Here is a 21,251-nt window from a genome sequence, read left to right on the forward strand (position 1 = left end):
GGCGCAACGCAGCCCAAGCATTGGTCCAGTCATCCTCAATACAATCGTACGGATTTCGCATTGCGATTTCCGCCATTCGGACTGCCCTGCGCCAAGGAAGCATCTGTTGAGGGTTGGCGGCGCGGGCGGGTTGGGAGCCTCCGTGACGATGAAACGGAAGGTAGGGATCGTCCACAAATGCCAACTTGAAAAGACAACCATCCTGGACGGCTTCCGCATCAACCCCAACTAGGGCAAGATCCGCCAGAGTTTGGAACGTCGCCTTAGATGGGAAGAGGTCAAAGACCTCAGCAAAGAAAGCCGCAAAGCGTCGACGGCGGCTAGGTTCCGGAACATCCAGCAACTGCGCTAGCCAACGACCTCGCCTCAGAGCCAGGGACTCTGCGCTCGGAGGCGAAAATACCAGTAGATGCGGATTCTCTGCCCTGTGCTCATCATACCAGGGCAGCGGGGGGTCAATAGCCCAACTCTCCGCCAAAGGCGGACTTGGTGGGTGGTTATCTTCAGGAAAATCCCACGGGCCGGCGGCCGCTAGCGGCTCGTTTTGTGGTTGCGTGTTCGCGACAGATGTGAGCGGCGTCCAAAAGTCTGGCGACGCGTCAAAGTTCTGCGTGGAAGTCCCCGCAGGATGCCAGAAGTCCTCTAGACTTTTGACTGACGCATCCGCCCCCATATCCACCCCCCTCTTAGAAAATCCTCCAATTCCGCGAAGAAGTCCAGAGATCGGGATTCGTTACATGCCGCACAAAGTAATCTTGACTATCTAGCGGCCGAAATAATTGGTCGAAATTGAACAATTGAGCACCACAAGGGTCGTGGTCTTCCGGAGGCGCATTTCACCGGCCTATCATGACGCCGCCATGAGTGCCGCACGTGCCCCTACTTCCGTTGGATTGATACCGAAGGGCGCCCCCTTGTGTTCCGCCTCACCCCTGCCCGATACTCCACCGGCGTCTCCCCCACCACCAGCCTGAAATCCGTAATGAAATGCTGCTGGCTGCTGTACCCCAGCTCATACGCCAGCCCCGCCCAGTCCACCTCCCCCTCCTCACGCATCCGCTCAGCCGCCGCGAGCAAACGCCGGCGTTTGAGGAACCATTTAAGGCCGACGCCGAGATAATCCTTGAAGAGCTGCTGCAGCCAGCGTTCGCTGTGTCGGAAGGCGCGGGCAACGCCGGCGACCGTTGCCATCTCCTCGTCGGCCTCGACAGCCGCGATGATATCGTTGACCAGCAGCACGTTGGCGTCTTCCTTGGGTGATGCGGTGGCGATGAGATCGGCAAGGAGCCCGACCGCTTCCGTTTCGGGGGCGGCGCGGATGGCGTTGCGATACGGCTCGTCATAGCGCGGGAAGGCGGAGGCGATTGGCATCATCGCGTCTTGCAGGTTCGACATTTCGCCCGGCCAGAAGCAGCGGAAGGCGGCGGGCTTGAAGCGGGCGCCGACGATACGGCCGGTGCCCTTGGCCTCATAGATGCGCCGGCCGCGGAAGGTGCCCTGGATGCCGTCGCTCTCCTTCCCAACGAACACATCGACATAGGGCCGGTGCATCACCTGCGCTGAACGATAGGTGCCCTCCAACCCCTCCCAGCTGATGATCCACAAATGCTCGAGGAAGAACTCCAGCGCCGGCGGCGGCGCGAGGGTCTGGAAGTTGACGTTGCGATCGAAGCTTGCCGGGTCCAGCCGCCCGCGCGGCTCGTAGGGTTCTGCGGGTTTTTGAAATACGGCGGGCGGGCGCGGCGTCATCATGGCTCCATCAACACTCGAAATGATGGAGAATGACAATGACCAACACACATTTCCTGCGCGGTATGGCCACCTCGAACTTCTTTGCCGAAGACCTCGTCGCGGCACGCGACTGGTACGCCGATCTCTTCGGGGTCGAGGCCTATTACCAGGTGCCGAGCCGCGAGGCGCCGGCCTATGTGGAGTTCCGCATTGGCGATGATGCCGACGAGTTCGGCATCATCGATGCCCGCTACGCGCCGGGCGGGAGGCAGAAGGGCCCGGGAGGGGCGATCCTCCTCTGGCATGTCGATGACATCGAGGGAACGCTGGCACGGTTGAAGGAGAAGGGTGCGAGGGAGTTTGATCCGGTTACGCCGCGGGGGGATTCAGGGTTCGTGACCGCCTCGGTGGTGGATCCGTTCGGCAATGTGCTGGGGGTGATGTACAACCCGCATTTTGTGGAGTTGCATGGGTGAGAGAGTGTGAGCAGGAAGGCCCCCTCACCCGCCGGCTTCGCCGTCGACCTCTCCCCGAAGGGGCGAGGTAAAGAGGGTACTGTAGCTGCCACCGCCGCCCCAACAAACTCGGTGTCACCCCGACGGAACTCAGGGGGCCCAGCCTGAGATAGCGCGCCAGCCGCAAGGTGTTGAAATGGGGCTCGGAATGCGTCGCCAATCGCACTTTCCGTGCCCGGTGATGTGTTTAGGGCTGGGTCCCGGCCTTCGCCGGGATGACAGCCGGTGGGTGCGGATGAATGGTGCCCAATCACCCCCGCGGCTAAGCCCCCATCCGCGCCAGGCACCGCACCGCGTCCCGCGGACGCCCCAGCTCCGCATAGCGGTTCGCCGCTTCCTCGAACGCCGCCATGGCGCGCACCGTCAGCTTCTGCGCCCGCCGCTGTACGCCGCGGGCTTCCCACAGCGCAGCGGCCCAGGGGCCGCCGTGCCACATGCCGGCGATGCGCTCGGCGTCGTTGAGGCGGCGGTCGACCTGCTCGAGCTCGCCCGCTTCGGCCAGCGCAATGGCCGTCGCGGTGCGCAGCGCCATCGAGCAGGGCTGGCAGGCGCCGCTGGTCATCAGCCGGTCGCCGGCAAGGATCGCCTCGGCCACCTCTTCGTGCGTTCTTGCCGCGCGCACGGCCAGGGCCTGCATGCGCATGATGAGGTGCGGGGCGAGCCACGAGAGCCGGGCGTCGGTCAGCCCGCGCTCGATCAGCCGGCCGGCCCTCCAGTTCTGCCCGCGCTCGAGCGCGATCTCGGCCAGACGCTCGACCGCCAGCACGCGCCCGGAAACCGCATCGGCCTCGCGCAGCTTCTCTTCGGCTTGCGTCAGCAACTGCTCGGCCGAGTCGAGCTCGCCCGAGAACAGCGCTGCTTCGCCGAGCAGCAGGCAGGCGAGCCCCTCGCCCGCGCGCGATTGCGCCTTGGCGGCAACGGTGCGCAGCTCCGCGGCGAGCGCGGCCACCTCGCTGTGCCCGGATGCACTGCAGAGGCAAAATTCGGAGAGGCAGAGGTGCCCATCGAAGACATGGCGGATGAAGGCGGGGCGCGCCTCGACCCATTCGATGAATTCGGAACGGAAAAGCGCCGGCCAGCGGTTCTGCATGTTGGCGGCAAGGCCGATAAGCGCGCTGGCCTCGCCGACCTCGCGCCCGAGATCGGCGCCGATGGCGAGGTCCCGCGTTTCCCGCGCGATCCGGCTGGCCTCGTCGAAATCGGCGCTTTGCAGGGAAACAAGCCCCCAGGCGAGCGCGGCGCGGATGCGCTCGGAGGGGCTGACGGGGTCCGCCGAAAGCACCAGTGCCCGCTCGTAGAGCGCGATGGTTGCCGCGCTCGGGCCGACGCCCAGCTCGGCATGGAGGCTGTCGCGCAGCTGGTTGAACTGGCGGATGGCCTCGCCGCGGTTTCCCGCATCGAGCGCCGCCTGCATCAGGGCGCGCTGCGCCTCCTCGTCGGTCGGGTCGAGCGCGATGAGGCGCTGCCACATTCGGCCGGCGCGCGGGAGCTCGAGATAGCGGCGCTTCAGGTGCTCTCGCGGCGCCTCGAGCCAGTCGACATAGATGTCGTCGGGTAAAAGCTCGCCGCCATAGAGGTCGGCGGCGCGTTCAAGGGCGGGGCCATCGCCGGCCTTGAGCGCTGCCTTGGCAGTCTCCTCGAACAGCTGCGCATCGACGGTCAGCTCCGCCTGCGGGGCCAGGCAGACGACGTCGCCGACAACCTCGATGATCTCATGAACGCCGAGCGCGCGGCGGGCAAAGTGCAGGGCCTTCCTGAGGTTCGCGCCCGCTGCCTCGCTGTCGAGTTCGGGCCAGAACAGGTCCATCACCTGCTCGCGATGCAGCCGGTTGCCCGGCGAAACGGCCAGTAGCTTGACCAGCGCGGCGGCGCGGTTGCGCGGCCAATCGGTGGCGGCAAGGGCCTGATCGTCGATGCGGACGCTGAAGCGCCCGAGCAGTTGGATGAAGACGCGCATGAGGAGGCACCACGCAGATGGATCAGCGCTTTTTTTGGTTCGAAGAAGCGTGGACCACTGAAGAAACTAAAGCAGGATGCGAAAGTCAGAACCAGTTTTCGCGAGAAATCCCGCGACGAAAAAAGAAGCGCGTGATTTGATACAAACAAGTCGCAGCGCGATAGTCTCCATTTCCCGCCCAGCCAGCATGCCGTCGCGGGCTCGCGGCCGTCAGGGAACGCTGGAGGAACATAATTTTCCTAATGTGCCCCGGCAACCGAATTTCCAACCGCAGGAGGAACTTGAAGTGACGCTCAACATCAACACGATGGCGCCTGATTTCACCGCCGAGACCACCATGGGACAGATCTCGTTCCACGAATGGCTCGGCAATGACTGGGGCATCATCTTCTCCCACCCCAAGGATTTCACCCCGGTCTGCACCACCGAGCTTGGCGTGATGGCACGCCTCAAACCCGAGTTCGACAAGCGCGGCGTCAAGGTCATCGGGCTTTCGGTCGATCCGGTCGACAAGCACGAGGGCTGGGCCCGCGATATCGCCGAGACACAGGGCACCGCGCCCAACTTCCCGATGATCGGCGATCCGACGCTTGCCATCAGCAAGCTCTACGACATGCTGCCGGCCGAGGCCGGCGAGAGCTCCGAAGGGCGTACCGCCGCCGACAACCAGACGGTGCGCAACGTCTACGTCATCGGGCCGGACAAGAAGATCAAGCTGGTGATCTCTTACCCGATGACCACCGGGCGCAATTTCGACGAGCTCATCCGGGTGATCGACTCGCTGCAGCTGACGTCCAAGCACCGGCTCGCCACCCCGGCCAACTGGAAACAGGGCGACGATGTCATCATTGCCGGGTCCGTCTCCAACGACGAAGCCAAGACGCTTTATCCGCAGGGCTGGAAGGAGCCCAAGCCCTATATCCGCATCGTCCCGCAGCCGGTCATCACCTGACATCGCAATCGGGTGGGGGCGGCCATGCCGCCCTCGCCCGCGCCATACCTGCTTTTCGGCACACATCCATTTTGGGGGATTTCAGATGACCAAGGCACGTATTCTCGTGCTCGGCGCCGGCTTCGGCGGGCTCGAGCTCACCAGCCTGCTGTCCGAGGCGCTTGGCGACAGCATCGAGGTGACGCTGATCGACAAGTCGACAACGTTCATGTTCGGCTTTTCCAAGCTCGACGTGATGTTCGGCCATAAGGAGGCCGATGCGCTACGCATGCCTTACAGCGCCTATGCCAAACCGGGCGTCAAGCTGGTGAAGAGCACCATCACCGCTATCGACCCTGAGGCGCGGCGGGTGACCACCGATGACGGGGTGTTCGAGGCCGATTACCTCGTGGTTGCGCTCGGGGCCGAATACGACTTCGACGCCACCCCCGGCCTTGAGGACACCACCGAGTTCTATTCGATCCCCGGCGCCGAAAAGCTGCGCCAGGTGCTGCCGACCTTTACCGGCGGCAACGCCATCATCGGCGTGTGCGGCGCGCCCTACAAATGCCCGCCCGCGCCCAGCGAATGCGCGCTGATGCTGCATGACTACCTGGTCACGCGCGGCATCAGGCAGCAATCGACGATCTCGCTGGTGCTGCCGCTACCGAGCCCGGTGCCGCCCTCGCCCGAAACCTCGCGGGCGCTGCTCGCCGCCTTTGCCGAGCGCGACATCGAGTTCATCCCCGGCGCCCGCATCGCCCAGGTCGACAATGCCCGCAACGTCGCCATCCTCGACGACAAACGCGAGATGCCCTTCGACCTGTTCCTGGGCGTACCCAAGCACCGCGTGCCGCCGGTGGTCTTGGAAAGCGGCATGTCCCAGGACGGCTGGATCCCGGTCAACCCGCGCACCCTCGAAACCAACTACCCCAATGTCTACGCCGTCGGCGACGGCGCCGCCACCGGCACCCCTAAGGCCGGCGTCTTTGCCGAAGGCGCCGCCAAGGCCGTCGCCAGCGCCCTGATCGCGAGGATCAATGGGGCTGGCGAGCCGGTGCAATATGACGGCTTCGGCACCTGCTACATCGAATTCGGCGCCGGCCGCATCGGCAAGGTCGAGGTCGATTTCTTCTCCGGGCCGACGCCGACGGGGAACTATTACGAGCCGTCGGTGGCCTTGCGGGCGGACAAGGAGCATTTCGGCTCGAGCCGGCGGCAAAGGTGGTTTGGGTTGTGAGGGTGTCACCTCCGCTCCAACAAACTCGGTGTCATCCCGGCGGAGGCCGGGATCCATCCTGAGGTACCGCGCCAGCCGCAAGATGTGTGAACGGGGTTCGGAAAGCGTAGCCAACGGATCTTTCCGTGCGCGCGGAGATCTTCAGGGCTGGGTCCCGGCCTGCGCCGGGATGACAGCCGGTGGGTGGGGCGGGATGGTGCCCCTCCCCCATGACCAGGCAGCTACGCCGACACGGCGATAGTGCTTCTTTCCGCCCTCTCAACCAACCCGATAGCCTCCGGCAACCCCGGCCGACCAAACAAATACCCCTGCACCAGCTCCACACCGATGCCGGCAAGATACGCCCGCTGCTCCTCGGTCTCGACGCCCTCTGCCACCACCGTCTTCTCCAGCCGCCTCGCCATCAGTACGATGCTCTCGACGATCGCCTCGTTGTGCGGGTCCGGCAGGGTGCGGATGAAGGCCTGGTCGATCTTGATGCGGTCGACCGGCAGTTTCGACAGATAGCTCAGCGACGAGTAGCCGGTGCCGAAATCGTCGAGGGCAATGGTCACGCCCAGCGCGCGCAGCGACTCGAGCGTGCCGCGCATCGTCTCGTCATTATCGATGAAGACGCTCTCGGTGATCTCGATATCGAGCCGCTCGGGCGCAAGGCCGGATTCGGCGAGCGCGCGCTTGACCGTGCCGACGACGTTGCCGAGCCGGAATTGGATGCTCGAGACATTGACCGAGATGTTGACCGTTGAGGCCCATTCGGCCGCCTGCCGGCACGCCTCGCGCATCACCCAATCGCCGAGCGCGACGATCACCCCGGTCTCCTCGGCAACGGGGATGAAATCGGCGGGCGACACCAGCCCGAGCTCGGGGCTCTGCCAGCGCACCAGCGCCTCGACGCCGACCATGGCGCCGGATTTGAGGTCCATCTGCGGCTGGAACAGCAAATGGAACTGGTTCTCGTCGAGCGCACGCCGCAGCGCCAGGTCCAGCCGCCTTCGGTCGGCGATGCGCTGCGCCTGCGCGGGTGCAAAGACGGCGGAGCCGGTGTGGCGTTGCCGGGCGGTCGTCAGGGCGACCTCGGCCTGTCGCAACAGCTCGGCCGCACCGACGGGGGTCCCCGGAGAGGTCTCGCTGAACCCGCAGGTCGGGCTGATCACGACCTGGTGGCCGGCGACCTCGAACGGCTGGCCGAGCATGACCCGGAGCCTCGCCGGCAGCAGCGACCGGTGCGCGTCATCGAGGCCGGACGGCAGGTTCAGCGCAAAGACGTCGCCGCCGATGCGGGCGGGCAGGATCTTGAACAGCGAGCCCAGGCGCTTGACCACCTGCGCGGCGACCGCATCGGCCACCTCGTGCCCGAGGCTGGCATTGACCGCCTCGAGGCGCCCCAGATGGACCAGCATCAGGCTGGCTGCCGGTTCGACGGCAAGCTGCCGATCGAGATCGGCAAGGAACGCATGGCGCGAGCGCGCGCCGCTGACCACATCATGCTCGGCAAGCCAGGCCAGCCGCGCCTGCTGCTCGCGGCTCTCGAACCAGCGCCGTGCCCGTTCTTCAAAGAGCGCCAGCAGCACCAAGGCGCCGGCCGTCGCGTGAAAGGGTAAGGTTTCGACGAGCAGCGCGGCCTGCCCAAGCGCTGCCCACGCGGCAAGCTCGATCGCAAGACTCGCAGCAACGGCCACCATCGCCAGCCGGCCAAGCGACAGTCGGGCGCCGAAGGCGAGGTAGAGCAGCCCAGCAACCCCTGCGAGCGCCAGGGCCGGCCAGGCCCCGGGAACGGAGAGATTGCGCCCGGCCTTGGCGGTCTCCACCGCGCCGATCTGCACCAGCGGACCCGGTAGCACGCCGAAGCGCGGCACCCGGAAAAAATCGCGCAGCTCAATGGCGCCGGCGCCGATGACGACCTGCCTGCCGGCAACAAGCGACGGATCGACCGCGCCAGCGAGCAGGCGATGCACCGGGATGCGCGGAACCTGCATCAGGTCGATGCTGTAGTCGATGAAAATGCGGGCGCCCTCACCGCCGAAAGTCGGCACCAGCGCTAGAGGGATCGAAGGCAGATCCGGCCCCGCGAGCACTGTCGGGATCGAGCGCGTAAGGCCCGTCCCGTCCCCATCGACATTGACCGAGACCGCCGAGGCGTGCCGGGCGAACCGCTTGAGCGGCTCATTGACGATGAGGGTGCCGTCGGCCAGGAACTGCTGGAACGCGGCGAGGAACGCATAGCCGCCGGCCCGTGCGAGCGCTGCCTCGAAAAGCGCATCGTCCGCGCTGTTGGATGCCGTACTGAAATCGATGTCGAACACCACTTCGGCCGCGCCCATCTCCATCAGAGCATCGAGCACCTCGCCATGCACCCGCCGCGGCCAGGGCCATACGCCAATGGCCTCGAGGCTCGCGGCATCGATTTCGACGAACAACACCTCGCCGCTCGGCGGCCGGCTGTTGCCGGCAAAGCGGAACTGCGCCAATGCCTGGTCGAGGGGCGCGAAGAGGCCGAAATTTGCCCCCGCGGCGACCGCCGCGATGACGAGAGCGACCACGGCGGTGCGCGCGATCTGCGATCCGGCGGTCCGCCACACTGCCATTTGGTCACGCCGCCCCGAAGGTATCGAGCACGGTGCGGTCGCGCCCGGAGCCCTTGGCAAGGTACATCAGTTGGTCGGCGGCGCGATAAAGCTCGGCAAAGGCGGCGGGCGCTGCAAAGGCGACCCCGCCTACCGACACGCTGAGATGCAGCAGCTCGCCATCGACGGTGATCTCGACCGCCGCGACGCGCTGGCGGATGGCTTCGCCCGCAACCCGCGCGCCCGTAAGGTCGGTCGCCGGCAGGAACACGCTGAACTCTTCGCCGCCCATGCGCGCCACGAGATCGGTCGAGCGCACCGATCCCTTGATCGCCTGCGCCACCATGCCGAGCGCCTCGTCACCCTTGTCGTGGCCAAAGCGGTCGTTGACGCTCTTGAAAAAATCGACGTCGATGACGAGCAGCGCCGCGTCACCGGTGACTGACGCGATATAGCCCTCGACCATGGCCGTGAAGGCGCGCCGGTTGAGGCATTGGGTCAGGCTGTCGGTCGAGGCCGCGGTCAGCACCTCGCGATGCGCCAGGGCCAGCTGGCGCATCTGGCTCAGCAGCAGGAAGAGCAGCGGCGGCGCCAGCACGCCGGGGATCAGGATGTTGTTGAGCGGCTCGCTGCCCCAGCGCCACCTGCCCGTTGCAAAGTCAAAGCCGTCGATCAGCAGCGCCACGGCGATGCACAACAGCGTGCCGCCGATGGTTCCGAGATAAACCCGCGCTTTGCCGGTGCTGGAGAGATCAAGCATGTGCACTGCCGATCGAAGGTGAGAGCCCTGTCAGGCGAGCCCGGTCCTGGTTTGCGACGTCATCATCGTTTGTTGCCGTTGCTGTTGCCGTTGTCGCTTCCGCCGCTATTGCCGCTGTTTCCGTTGCCGCTGTTGCCGCTGCCGCCGCTGCTACCGCTGCCGCTGTTGCCGTCACTGCTTCCGCTGCCGCCGCCGTTGCCGCCATCATTCCCGCTGCCGCTGCCGCTGCCGTTGCCATTGCCGTTGCCGGACCCGCCACCGCTACCGCCGCCACTATTCCCGCCGTTTCCCCCGCCGCTACCGCTGTTTCCGTTGCCGCTGTTTCCGTTGCCGCTATTACCGCTGCCGCCGTTCCCGCTGCCGCTGTTGCCGGATCCGCCACCGTTACCGCCGCCGCTGGTCCCGCTGTTTCCGCCACCGCTACCGCTGTTTCCGTTGCCGCTATTACCGCTCCCACCGTTCCCGCCGTCGCCGCCGTTTCCGTTGCCGCCGTTGCCACTGCCGCTGCCACCACCACTTCCGCTGCTGCCGCCTCCGCCGCCGGCAGTTCCGCCGCTGTTCCCGTTGCCGCCGCTATTGCCGGTCCCGGCGCCGCCGGGTGCATCATCGGCACGCCCGGGCGCATCGGAGCCCGGCTGCCCGGGGGCCGCATTGCCGCCCTGTCCGGCCTGCGCGGCTGCTGCGCGCGGCGGCACCACCGGGGGCGGCGGGGCCGGCATGCTGCGCGACACCGGAACGATCGCGTCCGGGGCAATGGCACGCACGCTGCTCGACGAGACTTCCTGGCCGGCGGCAAGGCTCACCGTACCACCGAACCGTGCGTCATTGACCTCGACCTGCCCGCGGGTGACCGCGACGGTCGACTGGGCGGTCTCCGCCTCGACGACGAAGGCCGTTCCCTTGACGACGGCGGCTAGGTGCGGAGTCTGCACGGCAAAGTGCTGGACATTGCGCGCCTCCGCGTCGACACCAACGACGCCTGCGTGGTTGTAGACGGTGGTGAAACCGCCGATATCGGCGATCTGCGCGGTGGTATCGGGCCCAAGCTCCACCGCCTCGGCGTCGCGCACCAAGGTTGCCCGGCCGTTGGGCGCGCTCTTGATCACCCGGTCGTCCGAGACGACGCTGCCGCGAAAAAGCTGCTGCCACTGTCCGTCGGCAAGGACGAAGACGCCGCCGCGCAGGCGCGTCACCGTCCAGTCATCCGCATGCGCCGCCCCCGCCAAGGCGAGCACCCCACCCAACGCAAGTGCGATCCGTTTCCTCATTCTGAGCCCCCAACTGGCCTATTCTCGGCCCTTTGGGAAAACTATGGGGAAAACTTCCTACCGAGAACTAAATCGGACCGATCACAAATTCGGCTAAAACTTGAACAAGAGCCCAGAAAGGATCGCATGCCGGCCGGGGTCGCCGGAAAGGTCATGTGCGTAGCGATACTGCACACGCGCCGTCAGCGTATCCGAAACCGCCGCATCGAGGCTGCCGCCGAGGCCGAGGAACGACCCCTCCTCGCTGTCGAGGCCAAGACCGGTCTGGCCGAAGATTGCAACGGTATCGGAGAGGGCAACGCCTATGCGAACGCTGGCTTCAAGGCTGGTCGTGCCGTCGCTGGTCACCAGCCCCAGCCCTTCCACCCCAAGCAGCAGGTCGGCCGCCATGGTCGTCGCGCCGACCGCAAGTCCGATCGTGCCGGCAGCATCGGAGTTAACGCTCACCACGCCGACGATCCCGGCATGGAACCCGTCCATCTGCCCGACCGCCACATAATCGGTCGGCAGCGGCGGCAGCTCAGGCAGCACCGGCATCGGACCGGCATATGCCGTCGCGCCAAGCCCCAACACCACCACCATTCCCAATACAAAACTTCGCATCACAGCCCCCGAGCCACCGGGGGTGACCATGACCAAACATGGTTAGCAGAAGCTTAATAGCGGAGGGTGGCTAATCGCCGCCTCTTTTTGCGAAGCTCAATTTGGCAGAGAATCGGCGCGGGGCACCTCCCCTTCTCCCCTCGTGGGAGAAGGTAGCGCGAAGCGCCGAATGAGGGGCAATTGCCTACCACCCCTCCCCCTTGAGCTCGGTGAGGTCCACCTCCAGCAGCTCCAGATTCTCCGCTGCCGACCCCCGTCCCGACAGGGTGTCGTGGACCGCGGTCCAGAACATCGAGGAGACCTCGTTGTAGCGCGTCTTGGTCACCGCCGCCGGGCGCCACACCGCAGTGAGGAAAATCTCCTTCCACCTCGGAATAATCGGCTGGGCCGCGGCCACTTCCTCGTCATCATAAAGCGCCTCGATGGTCGGCAGATACGCAAGCCTGATCGCGTTCTGTTTTTGCTGTTCGGGCGCGGCGAGGAACAGCGCCAGCTCGATGGCGGCATCGGGGTTGCGCGAATATTTAGAGGCTGCGGTGGCGCGGCTCGCCAGTGTTGCCGCCGACTGCGCGCCTTCGGCCTCGCCCTTGGGGAGCGGCGCCACGTCGAAGAGGTCCTTGATGGGCGAGTCGGCGCTGTTGCCGAGCGCATAGGCATAAGGCCAGTTGCGCATGAACACCGCCTTGCCGACCTGCCAGACGCCGCGGCTCTCCTCCTCCTTGTAGCCGAGCACACCCTCGGGCGTGATGGTGCCGACCCAACCGGCCGCCCGCTCGATAGCCGCAACAGCCTGGGGGTTGTTGATCGAAATGGAGCCGTCAGCTTCGATGATGCGCCCGCCCCCGTTCGAGGCGACCCATTCGAGTGCGTCGCAGGTCAGGCCCTCATAGGCATTGCCCTGGAAGACGAAACCCCACAAGTCCTCGTTGCCGGCAGCGCGCTCGACCTCCATGATCTCCGTCGCCGTCGCCTCGAGTTCCACCCAGGTCTCGGGCACCGGCTTGTCGTACTTCTCCAGCAGGTCGGTCCGATAGAAGAGCGCCGGCGCGTCGGCAAAGAGCGGCATGCCGACCAACCTTCCGTCGATCGTCTGCCCCTCGACGAGCGGCGGAAAATGCGCATCGAGCGCATCGCCGGCCGCCTGCGAGAGATCGAGGAAGTGATCGGCAAGCTGCGGCACCCACTCGTCGGACAAGAGATAGACGTCGACATCGGGGCTGCCATTGGCCAGCCACAGCCGGAACTGCGCGAAGGTCTCGGTGCCCGAGATCGGCGCCGGCAGAATAGTGACCGAGTGGCCGGTCTCCGCCTCGAAGCGGTCGAGCTGCTCGCGCAGAACCTGCGGATAAAGCCCGCCATCGCCGGTCGCGACGGTAAGCTCGGCGGCACATGCAACGCTCGCGAGGAGCGCGACGCCCAATGCCGAAGGCAGAGCAAGCTTCAACTGTCTCATGGTCTCCTCCTTTTTGATCTTAACCCGTGCGGTCACGATGCCGCCTTCTGCTGTTGCTCCCCGACGGTGGGGCCGGTGCGTCGGCCTTCGGCAGGATTCTCTTCCTGATCGCTTCCGGCTGTGCCGCCTGCAGCACCAGCGGCGGCAGGCCGCGCGACATCAGTTCGAGATCGTCGACCGCCATCCGGCCGATCGCCTGCCGTTCCCGGCGGATGGAGGCAGCCCGATGCGGCGAGAGGACCATGTTGGCGCTCCCGCGCACGGTCGCGTCCCGCGGCACCGGCTCGACCGGAAAGACGTCGACCGCAGCCTGAATGCGGCCGCTATCGGCCGCCTCGACCAGGGCGTCGAAATCGACGAGATGCGCCCGGCTGATTACCACCAGCAATGCATCCTGCTGCACGCTGGCGATGAGCTGACGGCTGATGAGGCCCTTGTTCTCCGGCGTCGGCGAGGCCAGCACATAGATCGCCCGGCACTCCGCCATCACCTCTTCGAGCGAGGCGGGAACGCACCCGGCTGCCGTGATCACCGAATCCGTCAGCCATGGGTCGAACACCCTGATGCGGCAGCCGAAGGGCCTGAGGAGTGTGGCAAGCTCGCGCGCGATCGAGCCGAAGCCGACAAAGCCGAGTTCGGCGCCATAGAGCGAGAAGTCGCCGCGCCGGTCGCCCTGCCACTCTTCCCGACTAGCGCGGAAATCGAGATGCGCGGCGACCAGCCCGCGGCAGGACGTCAGCGTCATGGCCAGCGCCATCTCGGCGACCGGCCGGGCAAAGGCCGGCGCGCAGGAGAGCACGCGGATGCCGCGGGCAAAGCACGCCTCATAGTCGATCGCCGGCGGGAAATGCCCGCCGACTTCGACCACCGCCTTGAGCTCTGACGCCCTGTCGATGTCGGCGCCGCTAAGCGCCGGAGCAAAGCCGACCAGCGCCCAGGCATCCGACAGGGCCGCATTGAGCCGCTCGGCCGGCAACTCTTCGTCGCGCCCCCAGACGATCTCAGCAAAGCCGCCGAGCCGCTCGAGGTCCTCCTCGGCCAAGATCTCCCGCATCGTTCGCGGATAAGGCGCGACGATCACCCTCCTGCCGGTAGCCGCCATACCCTCCTCCTTCTGCAACATATTGCAATATTGCTACAACTTTTGCATTACAATTGCAAGAGGTGGCTGGGTTTCCCGTAGGCCGGCTTGCGGCTAAGCTTCGCTAGGGATTGGGGTGATTGACGGATTCGCCGATGGCACGACCGACGATGGCCGACATTGCAAGAGTTGCAGAGGTCAATGCAGGAACGGTCAGCCGGGCGCTGGCGGGGTCGACCCTGGTCAATGCCGAGACGCGCCAGAGGGTCTTGGCCGTGGCCGAGGAACTGGGCTATGTGCTGCCGGCCGCCAGGGCTGCGCGCGAGGAGCGCGAGAAGAACATCCTCATTGCCCTCAACGACATCGCCAATCCGTTCTTTTCCGACGTGGTCTCGGCCCTCGCCGAGGTCGCCCAGGAGGGCGGCTATGGGGTGCTCATCGGCAACACCTTCTCGCGCCCCGACATCGAGCGGCGCATCGCTCACACCTTCCTTGCCGGCACGGTCGAGGGCCTCGTCATCCAGACCGGTCATGTGCCCAAGGAACTCGCCCGGGTGCCCGACCTCGCCCGGCGGGCCGTCGCCGTCGCCGTGCCGATCGAAGGCTGGGCCTTGACGACCGTCGGCATCGATGAGTTCGCGGCGGCGAGCGAAGCCGTTGCCTACCTTGTTGCGCTGGGACACAAGGACATCGCCCACATCGCCGGCCCGCCCGCCCCAACCAATGCCGACCGCGAGCGCGGCTATCGGGCCGCTATGGCCGCGGCGGGCCTTGCGGTCGATCCGTCACGCATCGTTCTGGGCAACAACACCATGCGCTCGGGTCAGGAGGCGGCGATGGTCCTGCTCTCCCGCCTGCCGGCCCCGACCGCTATCTTCTGCGCCAATGACGAGATGGCGATCGGTGCCATCACCATCTGCAAGCAGAAGGGCCTGCGTGTGCCGCAGGATATCTCGATCGTCGGATTCGACGACGTCGACATCGCCGAATTCTACGATCCACCGCTCACCACCGTCCGCCAGCCCCGCCGCGAACTCGGCCGCCGGGCCATGGTCGAGCTGCTGACACTCCTCGAAGAGAGCGACCGCGAGGCGGGCGAGCGCATTGTCTTGCCGCACACTCTGGTGGTGCGCGGCAGCACCGATCGGCGAGAATGACCGTGCTGTGACGGGTGGTGAGACGCACGACGCCTCCCCACCCACCGCATGTCATACCGGCGCAGGCCGGAACCCAACCTGAGATACCGCCACAGCCGCAAGGTGTGTGAAAGGGGCACGGAAGACTGGCAAAACCGCCCTCCCCGTGCCCTTTGATGTGTTCAGCGCTGTGTCGCCGCCCCCGCCGCAGCGGCATCGGGCAGATGGTGCTGCGTTGTGCCCCTTCTCGCCCGCATCCGCCGCAACCAGGGAACCGCGCTGAACACGGCCATCAGCAGGTACATCGTCGTCATCTCTCCGAGCGGGAAGGGATGTGCGCCATGGCCCGGCATCTCCATCCCGCCACCGCCCGACGAAACCTCGGTGACAAGCGCCATGATGGCGAAGGTCGGTGCTGCCGCGAGCGCCAGGAGATCGCCCGCCCCAGCTGCGGCGTTCCTGCTGAGGGCCCCCCCGCCGGACTCGCCGGACGTCGCCCGGCTCACGATTCCGCCTCCGTGTTGCGGAACGCCGCCTCTCCAGCGTCCGACACCTCGGCCCACTTCTTGTCGGACTCGGCGTCGGCCTCATAGCTGTCGTGCCAGCTCCACCATTTGTAGGCGGGCGTCCGCGGGTAGCCCTCGGGCGAATCCTCCCACTCCTCCTGCCGGCCGAGCGGGGTGATATCGAGATAGTTCCAGGTCCCGCCCATCTGCTCGTCGCCTCGGTTGTTGATGAAGTAGGTGCGGTAGACTTTGTCGCCGTCGCGGAAGAACACATTGGTGCCATGCCACTCGTCGACCCCGAAATCGGCGTCGAACTGGTCGGTGAGCGTATACCATGGCATCGCCCAGCCCATCCGGTCCTTGAGGCTCGCGATTTCGGCCTGCGGTGCGCGCGAGACGAAGACGAGGGTGGTGTCGCGGGCATTGAGATGGGCGACATGGGCGACCTGGTCGGCCACCATCGAGCAGCCCCGGCAGGCATGCTCGGGCCAGCCGAAGACGCCCGGCTCGTAGAAGGCGCGGTAGACGATGAGCTGATGCCTGCCCTCGAAGAGATCAATGAGGCTCTTCCGGCCTTCGGGACCCTCGAATATGTAATCAGTGTTCACTTCCACCCACGGCATGCGCCGGCGCTTGGCTGCCAGCGCATCGCCGGCGCGGGTGTGCTCCTTCTCCTTGGTGAGCAGCGCCTGCCGCGCTGCCTCCCACTCCTGCGGAGAGACCACCGCCGGCTTCTTCATCGCGGTCTGCGTCCCGTTGCTTGTGGCTGATGTCGTCATGGCAGTCGAACCTCCTGATCTGGCGTGAGCACCGCCTGGATAATGGTCGAGGCGGTTCGCTCGTTCGGGTGAGGTTCGTCTTCGCACCGCAGGCGGCAACGGTGGGAGTAACAAGTCTGGCGCGATTGCGGGTACCCTCCCACCTAATCTGCCGCTGGCTCTCTTTTGCGCGCGCGCCTATGCTTACCTCCGGTCAATAGCCGGGGAATGAGGGCAATGTCTGAGCAGTCCCGTCACGACGCCTGGAGCGCCGGCGAGAGCTATGACCTCTATATGGGCCGCTGGAGCCGGCAGGTTGCCCCGCGCTTCCTCGATTGGCTGGCTCCGGCCGAAGGGCTTGACTGGCTTGAGGTCGGATGCGGAACGGGTGCGCTTTCGGGCGAGATCCTCGCCCGGTGCACACCGGCCAGCTTAACCGCCATCGAGCCGTCCGAGGGCTTTCTCGCGCAGGCCAGAGCCAGGGTGAGCGACGAACGCGCCCGGTTCCTGACCGGCGATGCGCAGGCGTTGCCCGTTGGGGACGCCACCAACCACATGGTGGTCTCCGGCCTCGTCCTCAATTTCGTTCCCGACAGGGCAACGGCGCTGGCTGAAATGCAGCGTGTGGCGCGCGCCGGTGCCACCATCGCCTTTTACGTATGGGACTATCCAGGCGGGGGTATGGAATTCATGCGAGCTTTCTGGCAGGCGGCGATCGCCCTCGATCCGGCAGTTCATGACCTCGCCGAGAACCGGCGCTTTCCTTTCTGCACCCAGGAGGGTCTCGTGGGCTTGGCGGAAGCAGCGGGCCTGGCTTTCGTGGAGTCGGCGCGCATAGAGGTGCCGACGATGTTCCGCGACTTCGAGGACTTCTGGCATCCTTTCACGCTGGGCGCCGGTCCGGCGCCAGGCTACTGCATGAGCCTGGCGCCCGACGCACGTCAACGGCTGAAGGAGAAGCTGGCCGCGGACCTTCCCCGCGCCAGCGACGGCAACATTGCACTCAAAGCCAGGGCCTGGGCGGTGCGGGGGACCGCCACGCGGTAGCCGTGTTACCGACCACCTCACCGGGCAAAGGACATAGACCACCCTGGAGAGTCGCGCCAAACGCTCCTCAGGGGGCAAGCGCACACCAATCCCTGAGGTTCCGCGGTGGCAGAAGGCTTGCATTTTGATGCAATTAGCCGTGGGTGAGCCCAAAACTGGGCCCAGCAAAGGGTTCACGCCGTCGAGTTGCCCTCCTCTGGTTCTCGCAAGACATCGCGGAGACTGCGGGCCTCGCTGGGCTTGTGCGGTGCAATTCCCGCCGTCAGGAGGTACCATTTGGCCGATGCATCGAATCGAATCTTCAGCGTCTTCGGCGCGACGATCCGTTCCGGACCGACCTGCCACATCGCCAGCACCATGGCGTTGCGGATCTCCTGCCGAACCCGCTCCACCTCCTCATTAAAACTTCCTGCTATCGCCAGCTGGTCCAGAAGCGTCATCAGATAATCTGTCCGGAACGACCGGGCGTTCCGGACCTCGATGCGGGTGGTTATGCTTGGTGTTTCTGTCGTATAGGGAAATCCGAGACGACTGCGGTCGTAGACCAGAACACTTCCGCACCGTCTATCCATGTAGAAGATGTCGTAGCGGCGGCAATAGGCCGGATCATTGTAGTCCCGCTCTGCGGTTTCCCGCAGACACCACAACCCCCCTATCTGTTTGTTGGTGACGTCCGCGAACCGCGCGAAGTGCTCAAGGAAGAGGCGTGTCCCGGGGGAAACGCGCGTGTCATCCTTCGACGGCAACTCCGGCAGGACAGGCTCCGACGTCACCGGCCCGTCCGCCACCTTCAAACCCTGCTCGCTATTCGTTTGCAAATGCTCAAGGCCGAGATGGCTCTCGATGCGTCGCAGATTTGCCTGGGTCTCGCCAATGGCCAGGAACAGAACGCCTAGAATGACGAGCAAGATCCAGCGGTCCTGCGGGATGCCGAAGTGTTCGCTGACGTAGCCCAAGGAGAGCGCAGCGATAAGCACTGTCCAGCTGACAATTTTGCGGCGCATGCCGTTCGCGATTGGTCGTGACATGACTCCCCCCTTTGCATACGCCACGCAGACTCGACTGATCTTCAGGCGGTGCCCGCCGCATCAGTGCGGTAATCGCGGACGACCAAACCACCGCAACGAGTCAGACGTACTTCCTGCCTCAATCGATGTTCGTATTTTGTTCGCATGGAAATTTATGATCGTCAAGCGCTTGCGGTTGAACGACCGCAGCAGCTTGCTGCTTGGCCGGGAAGGATCTCACCCCGCCGAACACCCTCGCCAAAAGCAAAAACCCGCCTCGCAAGAGACGGGTATTCGGACGAAAGATTGGTTGCGGGGGCAGGATTTGAACCTGCGACCTTCAGGTTATGAGCCTGACGAGCTACCGGGCTGCTCCACCCCGCGCCAAATGTGACTTGCGATGCCTGGGAAGGCCGTCACTGGCGGCCTGATTGGCCGCGACGTGAGCGGTATATAGGGGGTTGGGCGGTATAGCTCAACCCCCTTTCTCGCGCCATGTGATGGTTTTTTGACAGTCGCAGGAAATGCGCCTCTGCGCCTTGTGCGAACAGGGTCGTCCCCTTAGGGTGCCGCGCGAATTTCACTTGCGGGGACTTGAACTTATGAAGCGCAACCGGCTCGGCCGCACCGATTTGACGGTCACTGCCCTCTGCCTTGGCACCATGACCTGGGGCAGCCAGAACAGCGAGGCCGAGGGCCATGCGCAGATCGACCTGGCGCTCGATGCCGGGTTCAATTTCATGGATACCGCCGAAGTCTATGCGGTGCCGGGCAGCCCTGAGACCTCGGGGCGGACCGAAGAAATCATCGGCACCTGGTTCGCCAAAACGGGCAAGCGCGACAAATGGATTCTCGCCAGCAAGATCGTCGGTGGCGGCTCCAGCCACATCCGCGGCGGCAAACGCGCTGACGGCGCCACGATAACCGAGGCGGTCGAAGGGAGCCTCAGGCGCCTGCAGACCGACTACATCGACCTTTATCAGATCCACTGGCCCTCGCGCGGCCACTACAGTTTCGACAATGGCTGGACTTACGCTCCCGCCACCCAGGACACCGGCGACGTCATCGCCAACCTCACCGACATGCTCGAGGCGTTGGGGCGCATGGTCGAGGCCGGCAAGATCCGCCATGTCGGGGTCTCCAACGAGACCACCTGGGGCATCGCCCAATGGCTGCGCCTCGCCGAGGAGCGCGGCCTGCCGCGGCTCGTATCCGTGCAGAACGAATACAGCCTCATCCGCCGCCAGTTCGATCTCGACATGGCAGAACTCAGCCACCACGAGAATGTCGGGCTCCTCGCTTATTCGCCGCTCGCCGCCGGGCTCCTCACCGGCAAATACGAGGGCGGCGTCATCCCGCCCGGCAGCCGTGCCGAATACCAGAAGGGGCTGTGGCGGATGAACAGGCACTCCATGCCGGTCGTTGCCGAATATGTGGCGCTCGCCCGCCACCACGGACTCGACCCGGCGCAGATGGCCATCGCCTTCTGCCTCACCCGCCCGTTCGTGACCTCGGTGATCCTCGGGGCGACCAGCGTCGCTCAGCTCGAGAACGACATCGGCGGGCGCGATCTCGTGCTCTCCGAGAAGATCCTCTGCGACATTGACAAAATCCACAGGCGCCACCCACGCCCGATTTAGGGTGTGTTGGGATTCAGGTCAGGCCGAGGCGAAATGGCCGTTTCGAGAACCGGAGCGCAGCGTACCTTCGGGTACGAGAGCACCGGCCTATGCCGGCCGTAGCCCTTCCTGGAGCGCTAACGCTCGAGAAAGCTTCGGCCGGCGAAGGCCGGAAGCGCAGAAAGCGGCCATTTGCAGACCGGCATCACCTGAATAGCACCACACCCTAGAGCGGTCGCCTTTTGCCGCGGCGTCTATATGATGCGCCCAACCGGGCCGGGGATTTTCCGTTATGACGCTTCTGGCGACGCTCTTTCCGCTGATCTGCTACTTTGCCTACAACTTCACCGTGCCGCTGGTGGAGCGCTACCGCCCGTCGCTCTCGGTCATCATGAGCATCGAGCGGCGGCGGTGGGTGGCTAATGCCGCCCGGCGCGAATCCCCGTTCGATGCCATCCTTTCCGGCAACATCATGAGCTCGGTCGCGTTCATGGCCTCGACCTCGGCACTGCTGGTGCTGGCGGTGCTGGCGGTCTTCGGGCAACTGCCCGCGCTCATGAGCGCGCTCGAAACCATCGCCATCGACCGCGTCTACAGCGTCCAGGAGGTGGTCCTGCATCTCGTCGTCATGCTGACGATGTTCGTTTTGGCGTTCTTTTCCTTCACCCTGTCGCTGCGCCAGTTCAACCATTTCTGCATCATGCTCGGCGCCCTCGACCACGACCCACCTCCGGGTGAAGCCGAGATCGATGCCGTGGCACGGCTCAATTCACTGGGCGCCCAGAACTTCAACTCGGGCATCCGCGCTTATTATTTCGCCGTCGCCACCGTTGCCTGGTTCGCGGCCGAGTGGCTCTCCATCGTTGCCTGCCTCCTCACCATCCTCATCCTGGTCCATCGCGAGTTCTTCTCGACCGCCCACCGCGTTGCCGCCTCGGCCGCGGTGATCGCGACGCGCAAGGGGCGCATGGAAGGCAAATAGGGTGTGGTCGCATACGCGGCTTTCTTGACAATCAACGCCTGCGGCCAGCAAACTGGAGCCATGGGGATTGCGATCTCCCCACGAGGCGCCAGC

18 protein-coding genes and 1 tRNA gene are annotated in these 21,251 nt (G+C 65.3%); 7 read left to right on the forward strand and 12 right to left on the reverse strand.

All coding sequences use genetic code 11. The features are described 5' to 3' along the window. Positions 1-879: 879 nt before the first annotated feature. Complete coding sequence (locus QQK18_RS06460; RefSeq protein WP_284339485.1) at positions 880-1,749, reverse strand: helix-turn-helix domain-containing protein; 870 nt, start codon at positions 1,747-1,749, stop codon at positions 880-882. 38 nt (positions 1,750-1,787) lie between these two features. Between QQK18_RS06460 and QQK18_RS06465 the strand changes: the two genes are divergently transcribed. Then, positions 1,788-2,207, forward strand: a complete 420-nt coding sequence (locus QQK18_RS06465) for a VOC family protein (protein ID WP_284339486.1) — start codon at positions 1,788-1,790, stop codon at positions 2,205-2,207. A gap of 301 nt (positions 2,208-2,508) precedes the next feature. Here the strand turns inward: QQK18_RS06465 and QQK18_RS06470 are convergent, their stop codons facing one another. Continuing rightward, a complete protein-coding gene (locus QQK18_RS06470; RefSeq protein ID WP_284339487.1) occupies positions 2,509-4,203 on the reverse strand; it encodes an AfsR/SARP family transcriptional regulator in 1,695 nt (564 codons plus the stop codon). Positions 4,204-4,489: 286 nt separating this feature from the next. Between QQK18_RS06470 and QQK18_RS06475 the strand changes: the two genes are divergently transcribed. Beyond that, positions 4,490-5,155, forward strand: coding sequence for a peroxiredoxin (locus QQK18_RS06475; RefSeq protein WP_284339488.1), 666 nt, complete (start codon positions 4,490-4,492; stop codon positions 5,153-5,155). A gap of 85 nt (positions 5,156-5,240) precedes the next feature. After that, positions 5,241-6,374 carry an NAD(P)/FAD-dependent oxidoreductase gene (locus QQK18_RS06480; protein WP_284339489.1) on the forward strand — a complete coding sequence of 378 codons (1,134 nt, stop codon included), beginning with the start codon at positions 5,241-5,243 and terminating at the stop codon, positions 6,372-6,374. A gap of 221 nt (positions 6,375-6,595) precedes the next feature. Here QQK18_RS06480 and QQK18_RS06485 read toward each other — a convergent pair whose 3' ends face one another. The 6 genes from QQK18_RS06485 to QQK18_RS06510 form a co-directional block, all read right to left on the reverse strand. Continuing rightward, entirely contained in the window at positions 6,596-8,959 is a 2,364-nt protein-coding gene (locus tag QQK18_RS06485) for a putative bifunctional diguanylate cyclase/phosphodiesterase (protein WP_284339490.1), read from the reverse strand. A 4-nt stretch (positions 8,960-8,963) separates the two neighbouring features. Next, positions 8,964-9,698 (reverse strand): GGDEF domain-containing protein, encoded by a 735-nt coding sequence (locus QQK18_RS06490; protein WP_284339491.1) that lies wholly within the window; start codon positions 9,696-9,698, stop codon positions 8,964-8,966. A gap of 62 nt (positions 9,699-9,760) precedes the next feature. Next, the gene (locus tag QQK18_RS06495) at positions 9,761-10,966 is read right to left on the reverse strand and encodes a FecR domain-containing protein (protein WP_284339492.1); all 1,206 of its coding nucleotides are present in this window, start codon (positions 10,964-10,966) and stop codon (positions 9,761-9,763) included. 93 nt (positions 10,967-11,059) lie between these two features. After that, the gene (locus QQK18_RS06500; RefSeq protein ID WP_284339493.1) at positions 11,060-11,569 is read right to left on the reverse strand and encodes a hypothetical protein; all 510 of its coding nucleotides are present in this window, start codon (positions 11,567-11,569) and stop codon (positions 11,060-11,062) included. Positions 11,570-11,753: 184 nt separating this feature from the next. Further along, positions 11,754-13,022 (reverse strand): ABC transporter substrate-binding protein, encoded by a 1,269-nt coding sequence (locus QQK18_RS06505; protein WP_284339494.1) that lies wholly within the window; start codon positions 13,020-13,022, stop codon positions 11,754-11,756. A 19-nt stretch (positions 13,023-13,041) separates the two neighbouring features. Then, on the reverse strand, positions 13,042-14,124 hold the full coding sequence (locus QQK18_RS06510) for an NAD(P)-dependent oxidoreductase (protein WP_284339495.1): 1,083 nt from the start codon (positions 14,122-14,124) through the stop codon (positions 13,042-13,044). A gap of 134 nt (positions 14,125-14,258) precedes the next feature. Between QQK18_RS06510 and QQK18_RS06515 the strand changes: the two genes are divergently transcribed. Continuing rightward, positions 14,259-15,260 carry a LacI family DNA-binding transcriptional regulator gene (locus QQK18_RS06515; RefSeq protein ID WP_284339496.1) on the forward strand — a complete coding sequence of 334 codons (1,002 nt, stop codon included), beginning with the start codon at positions 14,259-14,261 and terminating at the stop codon, positions 15,258-15,260. A gap of 161 nt (positions 15,261-15,421) precedes the next feature. On the opposite strand, the gene QQK18_RS06520 is transcribed toward QQK18_RS06515, so the two are convergent. Together QQK18_RS06520 and QQK18_RS06525 are read right to left on the reverse strand one after the other, a co-directional pair. Continuing rightward, positions 15,422-15,745, reverse strand: a complete 324-nt coding sequence (locus tag QQK18_RS06520) for a hypothetical protein (protein ID WP_284339497.1) — start codon at positions 15,743-15,745, stop codon at positions 15,422-15,424. Continuing rightward, the gene (locus tag QQK18_RS06525; protein WP_284339498.1) at positions 15,742-16,524 is read right to left on the reverse strand and encodes a DUF899 domain-containing protein; all 783 of its coding nucleotides are present in this window, start codon (positions 16,522-16,524) and stop codon (positions 15,742-15,744) included. Before QQK18_RS06525 ends, QQK18_RS06520 begins: the two co-directional genes overlap by 4 nt. Before the next feature lie 216 nt (positions 16,525-16,740). On the opposite strand from QQK18_RS06525, the gene QQK18_RS06530 reads away from it, so the two are divergent. Continuing rightward, positions 16,741-17,550: a class I SAM-dependent methyltransferase gene (locus tag QQK18_RS06530; RefSeq protein ID WP_284339499.1), complete on the forward strand. Its 810-nt coding sequence runs from the start codon at positions 16,741-16,743 to the stop codon at positions 17,548-17,550. Between the two features lie 173 nt (positions 17,551-17,723). Here QQK18_RS06530 and QQK18_RS06535 read toward each other — a convergent pair whose 3' ends face one another. Beyond that, positions 17,724-18,578 carry a hypothetical protein gene (locus QQK18_RS06535; RefSeq protein WP_284339500.1) on the reverse strand — a complete coding sequence of 285 codons (855 nt, stop codon included), beginning with the start codon at positions 18,576-18,578 and terminating at the stop codon, positions 17,724-17,726. Positions 18,579-18,864: 286 nt separating this feature from the next. Then, a tRNA-Met gene (locus tag QQK18_RS06540) sits at positions 18,865-18,941 on the reverse strand. A gap of 218 nt (positions 18,942-19,159) precedes the next feature. Here QQK18_RS06540 and QQK18_RS06545 point away from each other — a divergent pair. Both QQK18_RS06545 and QQK18_RS06550 read left to right on the forward strand, forming a co-directional pair. Then, on the forward strand, positions 19,160-20,197 hold the full coding sequence (locus QQK18_RS06545) for an aldo/keto reductase (protein ID WP_284339501.1): 1,038 nt from the start codon (positions 19,160-19,162) through the stop codon (positions 20,195-20,197). A gap of 271 nt (positions 20,198-20,468) precedes the next feature. Then, positions 20,469-21,158, forward strand: coding sequence for a DUF599 domain-containing protein (locus tag QQK18_RS06550; RefSeq protein ID WP_284339502.1), 690 nt, complete (start codon positions 20,469-20,471; stop codon positions 21,156-21,158). Positions 21,159-21,251: the final 93 nt, after the last annotated feature.

Source organism: Devosia nitrariae, from assembly GCF_030160115.1.
In the GTDB taxonomy this organism is placed as follows: domain Bacteria; phylum Pseudomonadota; class Alphaproteobacteria; order Rhizobiales; family Devosiaceae; genus Devosia; species Devosia nitrariae.